The organism is Leisingera sp. S2M4, assembly GCF_055398055.1.
Window position 1 is genome coordinate 505,886 of the sequence record NZ_AP040861.1, and the last position, 11,636, is coordinate 517,521.

11 protein-coding genes are annotated in these 11,636 nt (G+C 67.3%); 7 read left to right on the forward strand and 4 right to left on the reverse strand.

All coding sequences use genetic code 11. The features are described from left to right. Nucleotides 1-119: 119 nt before the first annotated feature. Both ACZ52D_RS02520 and ACZ52D_RS02525 read left to right on the forward strand, forming a co-directional pair. Nucleotides 120-1,229, forward strand: a complete 1,110-nt coding sequence (locus ACZ52D_RS02520) for a pyridoxal phosphate-dependent aminotransferase (RefSeq protein WP_464442453.1) — start codon at nt 120-122, stop codon at nt 1,227-1,229. Nucleotides 1,230-1,321: 92 nt separating this feature from the next. Beyond that, a complete protein-coding gene (locus tag ACZ52D_RS02525) occupies nt 1,322-1,543 on the forward strand; it encodes a hypothetical protein (RefSeq protein ID WP_222454057.1) in 222 nt (73 codons plus the stop codon). 85 nt (nt 1,544-1,628) lie between these two features. Here ACZ52D_RS02525 and ACZ52D_RS02530 read toward each other — a convergent pair whose 3' ends face one another. Continuing rightward, nucleotides 1,629-2,837: a pyridoxal-phosphate-dependent aminotransferase family protein gene (locus ACZ52D_RS02530; protein WP_464442454.1), complete on the reverse strand. Its 1,209-nt coding sequence runs from the start codon at nt 2,835-2,837 to the stop codon at nt 1,629-1,631. A gap of 269 nt (nt 2,838-3,106) precedes the next feature. Between ACZ52D_RS02530 and ACZ52D_RS02535 the strand changes: the two genes are divergently transcribed. After that, entirely contained in the window at nt 3,107-4,966 is a 1,860-nt protein-coding gene (locus ACZ52D_RS02535; RefSeq protein WP_464443107.1) for an ABC transporter ATP-binding protein, read from the forward strand. 66 nt (nt 4,967-5,032) lie between these two features. Here the strand turns inward: ACZ52D_RS02535 and ACZ52D_RS02540 are convergent, their stop codons facing one another. Continuing rightward, nucleotides 5,033-5,713 carry a TIGR04283 family arsenosugar biosynthesis glycosyltransferase gene (locus ACZ52D_RS02540; RefSeq protein ID WP_464442455.1) on the reverse strand — a complete coding sequence of 227 codons (681 nt, stop codon included), beginning with the start codon at nt 5,711-5,713 and terminating at the stop codon, nt 5,033-5,035. A 109-nt stretch (nt 5,714-5,822) separates the two neighbouring features. Here ACZ52D_RS02540 and ygfZ point away from each other — a divergent pair, with 109 nt between their 5' ends. Together ygfZ and ACZ52D_RS02550 are read left to right on the forward strand one after the other, a co-directional pair. After that, nucleotides 5,823-6,581, forward strand: coding sequence for a CAF17-like 4Fe-4S cluster assembly/insertion protein YgfZ (ygfZ, locus tag ACZ52D_RS02545; RefSeq protein WP_464442456.1), 759 nt, complete (start codon nt 5,823-5,825; stop codon nt 6,579-6,581). Nucleotides 6,582-6,675: 94 nt separating this feature from the next. Beyond that, nucleotides 6,676-7,221, forward strand: a complete 546-nt coding sequence (locus ACZ52D_RS02550; RefSeq protein ID WP_464442457.1) for a hypothetical protein — start codon at nt 6,676-6,678, stop codon at nt 7,219-7,221. A 165-nt stretch (nt 7,222-7,386) separates the two neighbouring features. Here the strand turns inward: ACZ52D_RS02550 and efp are convergent, their stop codons facing one another. Next, the gene (efp, locus tag ACZ52D_RS02555; protein WP_222454063.1) at nt 7,387-7,950 is read right to left on the reverse strand and encodes an elongation factor P; all 564 of its coding nucleotides are present in this window, start codon (nt 7,948-7,950) and stop codon (nt 7,387-7,389) included. Nucleotides 7,951-8,169: 219 nt separating this feature from the next. On the opposite strand from efp, the gene ACZ52D_RS02560 reads away from it, so the two are divergent. Beyond that, entirely contained in the window at nt 8,170-8,487 is a 318-nt protein-coding gene (locus tag ACZ52D_RS02560) for a DUF6280 family protein (protein ID WP_008556013.1), read from the forward strand. 241 nt (nt 8,488-8,728) lie between these two features. Beyond that, the gene (locus tag ACZ52D_RS02565) at nt 8,729-10,183 is read left to right on the forward strand and encodes a cobyric acid synthase (protein WP_464442458.1); all 1,455 of its coding nucleotides are present in this window, start codon (nt 8,729-8,731) and stop codon (nt 10,181-10,183) included. 136 nt (nt 10,184-10,319) lie between these two features. Here ACZ52D_RS02565 and ACZ52D_RS02570 read toward each other — a convergent pair whose 3' ends face one another. Next, nucleotides 10,320-11,582 (reverse strand): hypothetical protein, encoded by a 1,263-nt coding sequence (locus ACZ52D_RS02570; protein WP_464442459.1) that lies wholly within the window; start codon nt 11,580-11,582, stop codon nt 10,320-10,322. Nucleotides 11,583-11,636 lie beyond the last annotated feature (54 nt).

Genomic DNA, 11,636 nt, shown 5'->3' on the forward strand with positions numbered 1-11,636 from the left:
GGGCGGGGCTCCGATGTTGCTGATGACGGCAGCCTGCCCCGGACACGCCGCACAGGCCAGCGCAACGTGGCGGCAGCCCGAGGCTTGCCCCGGCCCCGGCCTTGCGGTTATCTGCCGCCATGACTGGACCCCGTTACACCCCGCTTGTGCAATCGCTGCCCGCCACCGTGCCCTTTGTCGGCCCTGAAACCCAGGAACGCACGCGCGGCACGCCGTTTGCCGCCCGGCTGGGCGCGAATGAGAACATCTTTGGCCCCTCGCCGCGCGCGGTGGAGGCGATGGCGCAGGCCGCGGCCGAGATCTGGAAATACGGCGACGCCGAGAACCACGACCTGCGCCGCGCGCTGGCCGCCGAGCATGGCGTGGCGATGGAGAACATCGTGGTCGGCGAAGGCATCGACGGGCTGCTGGGCTACCTGGTGCGGCTTCTGGTGGCGCCGGGCGATGCGGTGGTGACGTCTGAGGGCGCCTATCCCACCTTCAACTACCATGTGGCGGGTTTTGGAGGCGTGCTGCACAAGGTGCCCTACCGCGAGGACCACGAGGACATCGCGGCGCTGCTTGCCCGCGCTGCCGAAGTGGATGCCAAGATCGTCTACCTGGCCAACCCCGACAATCCGATGGGCAGCTGGCACCGCGGTGCCGATATTGCCGCCGCGCTGGACGGGCTGCCCGAGGGCTGCCTGCTGCTGCTGGACGAGGCCTATGTGGAATGCGCGCCCGAGGGCACCGCGGCGCCGATCCGCGCGGATGACGCGCGGGTGATCCGCATGCGGACCTTCTCCAAGGCCTATGCGATGGCGGGGGCGCGGGTCGGCTATGCGCTGGGGCACCCGGACCTGATTGCCGCCTTCCACAAGGTGCGCAACCATTTCGGCATGAACCGCGCCGCGCAGGCCGGGGCGCTGGCGGCGGTGCAGGACCGCGCGTGGCTGGCGCATGTGGTCGCGCAGATCGACGGCGCACGACGGCGCCTCGGCGAGATTGCCGCCGCGAACGGGCTGACGGCGCTGCCATCCGCAACCAATTTCGTTGCCATCGACTGCGGCGCCGACGGGGCCTTTGCCAAGCGGGTGCTGGAGGCGCTGGTGGCCCGCGGGGTCTTTGTGCGGATGCCGCTGGCGGAGCCGCAAAACCGCTGCATCCGTGTCAGTTGCGGACCGGAGGCCGAGATGGCCGCCTTTGCCGAGGCGCTGCCTGCCGCGCTGGCGATCGCCCGGGGCGGCTGAAACCTGCCCAGTCGCCGGTGCTCACGCGATCTTTTACCGGACTTTCCCCGCTTCCGGGCTACCCTTGTCAGGGTATCACCGGGAGAATTGTCATGCGTGACCCTGACCTGCCGGACGGCATTCCGGACATGTTTGCTGCGACCATTACCTTTGCCGGCATCAACCTGATGTGGATCTTCTTCGTGCTGTGGGTGCTGTACGGTCTGGTGCCCGTGCTGGTGCTGGCAGTGCTGATCAACCACCTCATCACCAGGCTGGAAATCCGCCTGAACGGGCACAAGGGGCAACGGGGGCAAAAGGGGCATAACGCCTGACTGCTGCCTGACCGGGGCCTGAAACGGGCGCCCCTACCCGCCCCGCGGCGCGCGCCGTTGCGAGCCAGGTGCCTCAGCGTGAGCCTCAGCTTGCCGCGAGCACCGCGGCCGCGCGCGCCAAGGCGTTCTGGCCGTGGGGGATGTCCAGCGCCTTCAGGCCGACGTCGATGCCGCCCAGCAACCCCATGATCATATGCCCGTTGACATGGCCCATGTGGCCAAGCCGGAAGAACCCGTGCCACTCGGGGCTGTCCGGTGGCGCCATGCCGAGGCCGATGCCCAGCGTCAGCCCCAGGTTCTGCTCCAGCCAGGTGCGCAGACGGGTGCCATTTGGGGCAGCCATATGCAGCGCGGTCACCGCGTTCGAGCGCAAGCCCGGATCCGGCACGTTCATCCGCAGCGGACCATCCTCGCCCCAGGCCTCGCAGGCGGCCCAGATGGCGCGGGCCAGGTGGGCGTGGCGGGCCCAGACGTTCTCCACCCCTTCGGCATGAATCAGGTCCAGCGCGGCGCGCAAGCCGTAAAGGTGATGGGTGGGCGCGGTGCCCCCGAAGAACTGGTAGAACATCTCCGGGTTGGCGCGCGGGCTCCAGTCCCAGTAGCGGCTGATGCGCGGCAGCGCGGCACGGGCCGCGGCGGCGCGGTCATTGAAGAACACGAAGCTCATCCCCGCGGGCACCATCAGCCCCTTCTGGCAGGCCGCGACCATCACGTCGACGCCCCACTCGTCCATCTCGAACCTGTCGCACCCCAAGGAGGCGATGCAGTCGGCCATCAGCAGCGCCGGGTGGCCCGCCGCGTCCAGCAGGCGGCGCAGCGCCACCACGTCGTTGCGGATCGAGCTGGAGGTGTCCACATGCACCCCCAGAACCGCCTTGATGCGGTGCGCCCGGTCGGCCTCCAGCACCTCGGCGATGCGGGCGTGGTCCCAGGGTGCGGCGGTGCCGAAATCGAGGATCTCCACCTCCAGTCCCAGCGCCTCGGCCATTTCCGACCAGCCGATGGCAAAGCGCCCGGAGGCGGGCACCAGCACCCGGTCGCCCGGCTGCAGGGTGTTGTGCAGCGCCGCTTCCCAGGCACCGTGGCCGTTGGCAATGTAGATCGCGACATGGTGCCGGGTGCGAGCCACCCGGCGCAGGTCGGGGATCAGGGTTTCGGTCATCTCGACCAGCTCACCCGCGTAGATGTTGGGCGAGGCCCGGTGCATCGCCTGCAGGACCTGGTCCGGCACCACCGAGGGGCCGGGAATGGCCAGGTAGGATCGCCCGGCCGACAGGTTGACGGATGACTTCATGGCTGCTGCTCCCTGTGCTGCGGCGGGCGGGCAGCCGGGCCGCAGGTGATTTTGCCCGCCAGAGTAGTCATCCGGATCGCGGGGTCAATCGCCGAGGATGACGCCGCGCCATGCCCCTGCGCCGACCCGGCCTTTGATGCCAATGGCTTGCACCACGGCCCTCAGCTGCTTAAATGGCGCAACCCCCGCCGGGACGAACACCATCAGAAGAGGCCCGAGATGACCCCAACGAACCGCCGGACCTTGCCCCTGCGACGGACCCTGACGCGATGAGCCAGCCGCATAAATCCTCGCGCGAGCTGTTCGGCTGGCTGTGGCGCGGCTATCTGCGCCATTACATCGGTCTTCTGGGCATCGCGGTGGTCTTCATGTTGATCGAGGGCGCGACGATGGGCGCGCTGGGATACATGATGCAGCCGATGTTCGACCTTGTCTTCGTCGATGGCAATTCCGACGCGCTGGTCTGGGTCAGCCTGGCGTTCCTGGCGATCTTCACCCTGCGCGGGGTGTCCAGCGTCACCCAGAAGGTGCTGCTGAGCAAGGTCTCGCAGACCTCTGCGGCGCATCTGCGCAAGGACATGCTGGCGCGGCTGATCCGGCAGGATCCGGCGTTTCACCAGCAGCACCCGCCGGGGCTGCTCCTGCAGCGGGTGCAAAGCGACGTCGGCGCCATCGGGGCGGTTTGGCAGGCGGTGATCACCGGCGCGGGCCGCGATCTGGTCGCGCTGGTGGCGGTGCTCGGCGTGGCGTTCAGCATCGACTGGCGCTGGACCCTGATCCTGCTGATCGGGGTGCCGGTGCTGCTGCTGCCGATCGCCACGATCCAGCGCTACGTGCGCAAGAAGGCATCGAAAGCGCGGGATCTGGGGGCGGATCTGGCGACGCGGCTGGACGAGATCTTCCACGGCATCGTGCCGGTGAAGCTGAACCGGCTGGAAGACTACCAGGTGGGGCGTTTCACCGAACGCACCGATGAATTTGTTAAATCCGAGGTGAAGGCGGCTTTCGGCACCTCCTCGATCTCCGGGATGACCGACATCATGGCCGGCGTCGGCTTCATGGCGGTGCTGTTGTATGGCGGCAACGAGATCATCGAAGGCGAAAAGACCGTCGGCCAGTTCATGAGCTTTTTCACCTCGATCGGCCTGTCCTTCGAGCCGATGCGGCGGCTGGCGAATATCTCCGGTGTCTGGCAGAACGCGGCCGCGGCGCTGGAGCGCATCAAAGAGCTGCTCGACGCACCGATCCTGTTGCAGGAGCCCGAACACCCCAAACCGGCCCCCGAGGGGCTGCCCGACATCCGGCTGCAGGGGGTGGACCTCAGCTATGGCGACGCCCGGATCCTGCGCGACCTCTCGCTGGAGGCGGAGGCGGGCAAGACCACCGCGCTGGTCGGTGCCTCCGGGGCGGGAAAATCGACCATTTTCAACCTGCTGACGCGGATGGTGGACCCGCAGGCAGGCTCCGTCACCGTCGGCGGCGTCCAGGTGAACGAGTTGAGCACGGCCGATCTGCGCAGCCTGTTCTCGGTGGTCACGCAGGACGCGATGCTGTTCGACGAGACCCTGCGTGAAAACATCGTTCTGGGGCGCACCGACGTCAGTGACGAGGAGTTGCAGGCGGCGCTCGAAGCCTCGCATGTGGCGGACTTCCTGCCCAAGCTGGAACATGGGCTGGATACACGGGTGGGACCGCGTGGTTCGGCCCTGTCGGGCGGTCAGCGGCAGCGGGTGGTGATTGCCCGGGCCCTGTTGCGCAACACGCCGATCCTGCTGCTGGATGAGGCGACCTCGGCGCTGGACGCGCAGTCGGAGAAGGTGGTGCAGGCGGCGCTGGACAGGCTGGCGGGCGGGCGCACCACGCTGGTGATCGCGCATCGGCTGTCGACCATCCGCAACGCCGACAAGATCGTGGTGATGGACCGCGGCCGGGTGGTGGACCAGGGCAGCCACGAGGAGCTGCTGGCGCGCGGCGGCATTTATGCCGATCTCTACCGGCTGCAGTTCCAGGACGGCAAGGCCGTGGTCGACACCACCGCCATCACGGCGCAGACCGAGCATCTGACCAAAGGCCGCAGCGGCTCACGCGAGCGCTGGTTCCGCCGCTTTGCCCGCAAGCTGTTCGGCTGACGCCCGGCGGTGCATCGGGCCGGTTGCAGGCCGCGCCCTTCCCGCGGGAGGGGCGCGCGGAACGGGTTATTTGCTGTAGGACTTTGCGAGACGCTCGGGCGTGGCGCCGAGGAAATACCGCGCCAGCGTCCACAGGTTGCGCCCGCCGCGCCGCAGCCATCCGGCCCGCTGGTAGCGCACGGGACTGGTCAGCGCCGTCGAGGGCAAGGCGGTCAGCCCCTTGAGGCGGCGCGCCAGCGCCACGTCCTCCATCAGCGGCTGGTCGGGGTAGCCGCCCGCGGCCACATAGGTATCGCGGCGGATCAGCAGACCCTGATCGCCATAGGGCAGGCCGAACAGGCGCGAACGCAGGTTGGCCCAGCCCGCCACCAGCGCAGGCATCACCCCGGACGCACGGAAGCGCAGGCGGAAATAAGCGGGCAGCCCCTGCCCCGTCTCCAGATGCTGCGCCACCGCGTCGGCCCAGCCCGGCGCCAGCCGGGTGTCGGCGTGCAGCACCAACAGCCACTCGCCGCGCGCCTCGGCGCAGGCCCGGCGCAGCTGACCGCCGCGCGACGGCGCACCGCTGATCCATTCGGCCCCGGCAGCCTGGGCAATGGCGCGGGTTTCATCCTGCGAACCGCCATCGGAGATGATCAACTCGCAGATCAGCCCGGCGCTCAGCCCCTCCATCAGGTGCTCGAGGCAGGCGGGCAGCTCTGCCCCCGCGTTCAGGGTGGGGATCACGATGCTGACCGGCGCGGGCATGAACGCCTCCTGTGCGGTTTTGCGGTTTTCTTCCGCCGCACTTCCTATATCACTGTGCGGCAAAGTTAAACGCCCCGGCCAACGGACCGGTTCCAGCGGAGACACAAGCATGAGCAACCGTCGCATTCTGCGCCTGAGCGGCGCTGACACACGCAGCTTCCTGCAAGGGCTGGTCACCAGCAACGTGGACCGTCTGAAGGACGGCCTGGTCTATACCGCTTTGCTGACCCCGCAGGGCAAATACCTCGCGGATTTCTTCCTCGCCGCGGATGGCGATTCCGTCCTGCTCGACGTGGAGGCCAGCCTGGCCGAGGGGCTGATGAAACGCCTGACCATGTATCGGCTGCGCGCCGATGTGCAGGTGGAGATGACCGATCTGCAGGTGCGGCGCGGCACCGGCCCGGCACCGGAAGGCGCGCTGACCGACCCCCGCCACCCGGACATGGGCTGGCGGCTGTATGGCCCCGAAGGCGGCGATGACGGCAGCGACTGGGACGCCATCCGGGTGGCCCACTGCATCCCCGAAAGCGGCATTGAACTGGGGCCCGACACCTACATCCTGGAAGCCGGGTTCGAGCGCCTCGGCGGCGTCGATTTCCGCAAAGGGTGCTATGTCGGCCAGGAGGTCACCGCCCGCATGAAGCACAAGACCACCCTGCGCAAGGGGCTGCGGGTCGTGGAGGTCGCAGGCGCCGCCCCGGTGGGCACCGAGATCACCGCAAACGGCAAGAGCGTCGGCACGCTCTACACCCAGTCCGGCGGTCGCGGCATTGCCTATCTCCGTCTTGATCGGGCCACCGGCGACATGCAGGCCGGTGAGGCGCGCGTCACCTGGCACCCCGAGGCGGAGGCCGACGACAAGGGCTGAAGCCCGCTCTGCGCGCATGGCTGGCCGTGTTCACCGGCGGTTCATGCGCGCGCCGTAGGGTGCAGGCGAGTGCTGTACACCCAAAGGACTTCCCATGCGCCTGATCGCCGCCGTCGCGCTGACCGCGATACCCGCCTGCCCTGCCCTCGCCACCGACTGGAGCCACAAGGACTGGCGCGTTTCCGTCGCCGTGCATGAAACGACCGAGGACCGCCACCTCACCTGCCGCGCCAGTACCGGCGGCGACGGCGATCCGGTGCTGGCGCTGTCGGTCTACTCCGGCGATGTCGGCCCGCCCTACAGCTATCCCATGGCCCAGGTGATCGAACGCGCGCCGCGCGGTTACGGAACCGCGATGCAGCAGGGCCAGCCGGTCGATTTCCTGTTCGACTTCGATCGCGGCTTTGCCATCACCGCCACCGCCTCTGCCGGTTTTGACTCCGAAGGGATCGCCACCGCCGAAACCCAGCTGCGCCCGCAGGACCATCTGCCAATGCTGCAGGCAATGAAGCAGGGCCGCTGGGTGGAGATCTGGGCGGGCAACGACATGCTGTATGAGGCATCTCTCAGCGGCTTTACCGCCGCCTACGGCAAAATGATGGACGCCTGCGGGTTTGACCTCGCGCTGCCGCCAAGGTGATCGGGCAGGGTTTGCGCAAGAGCTTTCCGAGCTGATGCGCGCAGGACCGGTCTGAAGGATCCCGGCTGCCAGTCCACAGCCAAAAAGGTCCACAATCAAAAAGGCCCACCATCAAAAAAGCCGCCCCGAGGGAGGGCGGCTTTCTGTTTTCCGGGTCGTCCTGGATCAGGCGCGTTCGGAATATTCCATGGTCTCGGTGTTGACGACGATCATCTCGTCCTGCCCGACGAAGGGCGGCACCATGACCTTGACGCCGTTGTCCAGAATCGCGGGCTTGAAGGAGTTCGCGGCGGTCTGGCCTTTGACGACCGGCTCGGTCTCGACAACCTTGCAGGTCACCTTCTGCGGCAGGGTCGCGTTCAGCGCTTCGGATTCGTAGAATTCCACCACGATGGTCATGCCATCCTGCAGGAACGGGCGACGCTCGCCCAGAAGATCCGCGGGCAGCTCGATCTGCTCGTAGGTTTCGGTGTCCATGAACACCAGCATGCCGTCGGTCTCATAGAGGAACTGCTGGTCTTTCTGCTCGAGGCGCACGCGCTCGACCTTGTCGGCGGAGCGGAAGCGCTCGTTCAGCTTGGAGCCGTTGCGCAGGTTGCGCATTTCGACCTGGGCAAAGGCGCCGCCCTTGCCGGGCTTGACGTGATCGACCTTCACCGCTGCCCACAAACCGCCATTATGTTCCAGGACGTTACCAGGACGGATTTCATTGCCGTTGATCTTGGGCATGGGAAAATGCCTTTCAGATGGTTGATGATAATTTGCAAGACCCTATATCTGGCAGGCTGATCGCTGGCAAGACAAGGATATGGTGTGTAGAAAGGATGAAAAAGCTATGCGCAAATTGCATGAATGCTATGCATCTGCGCTCTATCCGAATCGTCACAATTCCGCCATAAGCAGCGCTACGCCGAAAATTGCAATAGCAAGAACAACAAGGGATACGAGATGCGAGATTTCGTAGACGGCACCGCTTACAATAACGAGCAAGGCAACCGCGCCCGCAAACTCTTTGCCGCTGTTGTCCTGGCCGCACTGGATGATGCCATCGCCGACGACAAGAAATATGGTAATGGCCCCGAACAGATCGCCCGCTGGGCGCGCTCGCGCGATGGTCGCGAAGTGCTGTCCTGCGCCGGTATCGACCCGAACGAGCGGGTTGTGGAAGGTCTGATGGACTTTGTCGGTCGTGGGGTGCGGACCTCGGTCGCGCTGTCGCGCGAGGAAAGCGAGCGTCGCAACGCCGCCCAAGCAGAAGCCGCCTGACGGCCCCTGCCTGTCTGATAGATCTATCAGATGAAAAACGCGCCCCAGAGATGGGGCGTGTTTTCTTTTGCGCGCCCCACCTCGGGCCGCGCGCCTTTGTGCCCCCCCCGTGACAATCTGACCAGACGGCAACACGTCGTGCCGGGGCCAAACCACGGCGGTTCCGGCGTACGCCCCATGGACGGCGGCGGCTAAACTGCTATCCATGGCGGCAACAACAGGCGCAACCAGGGAGCAGCGGATGGCGCGTTCAATCATGATCCAGGGCACCGGCAGCAATGTCGGGAAATCCCTGCTGGTGGCCGGGCTGGCGCGGGCCTATGTGCGGCGTGGTTTGCGGGTGGCACCGTTCAAGCCGCAGAACATGTCCAACAACGCCGCCGTGACGCCCGAGGGCGGCGAGATCGGTCGCGCCCAGGCGCTGCAGGCGCGGGCGGCCAGACGCGCGCCGCATACCGACATGAACCCGGTGTTGCTGAAACCGGAGACCGACACCGGCGCGCAGGTGATCGTGCAGGGCAAGCGCCGCGGCACCCAGGGCGCCGGATCGTTCCTGCGTGACAAGTCCGGCCTGCTGGAGGCGGCGCTGGAAAGCTACCACCGGCTGGCGGCAGACGCCGACCTGGTGCTGATCGAGGGCGCGGGCTCCCCGGCGGAAACGAACCTGCGCAAGACCGACATTGCCAACATGGGCTTTGCCTGCGCCGCGGAGGTCCCGGTGGTGATCGCTGGCGACATTCACCGCGGCGGGGTGATCGCGCAGATCGTCGGCACCCATGCGGTGCTGGAGCCGCAGGACCTGGAGCGCGTTGTCGGCTTCCTGGTCAACCGCTTCCGTGGTGACCTCAGCCTGTTTGACGGCGGCCGCGACGACATTGCCGCGCGCACCGGCTGGCCCTGCCTGGGGGTGGTGCCCTGGTTCTGGGATGCCTGGAAGCTGCCGGCCGAGGACATGATGGACATTGCCTCGCATCGGGGCGGTGCCTGCAAGGTCGTGGTGCCGCAGCTGGAGCGGATGGCGAATTTCGACGACCTCGACCCGCTGGCCGCCGAGCCCGAGGTCACGGTCGAGATCGTGCCGCCGGGTCGCGCCCTGCCCGGCGACGCCGACCTGATCATCCTGCCCGGCAGCAAGTCGACCATCGGCGACCTTGGCTACCTGCGCCGCCAGGGCTGGGACATCGACATCCTGGCCCATTACCGCCGCGGCGGCCATGTGCTGGGCCTGTGCGGCGGCTACCAGATGCTGGGCAAGACGATCGACGATCCCGAAGGGGTCGACGGCCGCCCGGGAAAGGTCGAGGGGCTGGGCCTGCTGGATGTTCACACCGTGATGGCCAATGACAAGCGGGTCACGCTGACCGAGGCGGTGACCCGGGACAGCGGGCTGCCAGTCAGCGGCTATGAGATCCACATGGGCCGCACCGAAGGCCCGGATTGCGCGCGCGCCTGGCTGACGATCGGGGAGCGCCCTGAAGGCGCTGCCTCTGCCGATGGGCGGGTGAAAGGCTCCTACCTGCACGGGCTGTTCTCGTCAGACCGGTTCCGCGCCAGTGTTCTGGAGAGCTTGGGATACGCCAGCCAGCCGGGATATGACGATGGTGTCGAAGCAACGCTGGATGCGCTTGCCGACCACCTGGAGCGGTACATGGATCTGGATCAGCTGCTGACACTGGCGCAGCCGGTGGTGCGCTGAGGCCAGGCTGAGCACCCCTGCCCCGCACCTCTGCTGCGAGCGCGCAATCAGGGGAGGTCCGGTGATGGCGCCAGGGCTGGAACCGCCCTGAGACTGCACCGAATTCCCCTGTCCCGCACATTGGGCAACTCGTTGATCAGAGCAGGTCGTGCGCGGCCAGAGCGCGATGGATTTCGCGGCGCACCAGCTTGCGCACATTGCGAGTGATCCGCTCACCCAATGCGCCCTGCAGCTCCTCTCGCACGATGCTGGCGACGAGTTCCCGCAGGCCGTCCTCGTCAAGGTAGGCCTCACCGTTGGCCTCTGCTTCGGCGGCCAGCGCATCCATCGCAGCCTCGGTCGCCGCAGATGCGGTCAGGGCCTCGATCTCATCGCTCTCGGCGCTCTGCGTTGCCGGCGCTTCCTCGCGCGCCTCGGCCGATGCCGCGGGTTGCGCCGGTTGCTCCGCCGCCCTGGCGGGCTGCACCGCTGCGGCCAGTTCCGCCGACTGCGGCGCAACGGACGACAGGGGTTTCTCGCGCACGGGCTCGTCACGCCATACGATCACATCCGGCCCGATCGAGGCAAAGGGCCCCTCGGTCTTGCTGTCGGGTTCCCAAACCGGTTCGGGCGCGCCGGCCACCTGGCCCTGACTGCGCGCCTCCATCTCGGCGATCTTGCGCACGACGGAGGCGGCACGATGGGCCACGGATTCGGTTTGGGCAGCGCCCTCGGACCGGGCAGCAGTCTCGGGCGCTTCGGCGGTTGCGGCCTCTGGCGCAGGATCGGCTGTCGCGGGCTGTTCGGCAGCCGCATGTGTGCCGTTGAATTCGGAAACTTCGGACGGATCCTCCGGACACGGCTCTGCCGGGAGCCCTCCGCCCTCGGGGGCCTCCTCGTGCTCGGCGGCATCGGCAGCCGCGGCAAACAAGGTGGCACCCGGACGGCCCCAGGGCGCTTGCGCCTCGCTCGTCTCGGCGGCATCGGCCTGCGCGACGGAGGCGGCGTCAGCCTCGGATCGCAGGGCAGCGGCGACATCCTCGCTCGCGGCGGCCTGATCCGTGGTGGTCTGATCGGAATAGAGACGTCGGTGATGGAAGGCCAGTGGTGGCTCGGCAGCGAAGTCTTCCGGCGCCGGGGCGGATAGGTCCGGGTCCGGGATCTCCGCAAATGTCGCGGAAGCGGTATCTGCGGCGGATTGGGCCGCCGAGGCGACCGGGGCAGCCGCGGGCGCGGCGCCGTCCTGATCCTGATGATCCTCGGTCGTCGCAGGGCCGTCCTGCACCCGCAGGGCTGGTGTCAGGACAAGCCGCGCCGCGGGATGCGGCGCAGCCTCATCACTGCGGGTATCTTCGCTCACCAGACGGCGGATCGAGGACAGAACATCTTCAATCTCGGCGTGGGTAACTGGGTCGGACATTTTTGATAACCACTCTTGCCTCTTACGGTAGAGTGTAGCGACCTTCCCTGTTCC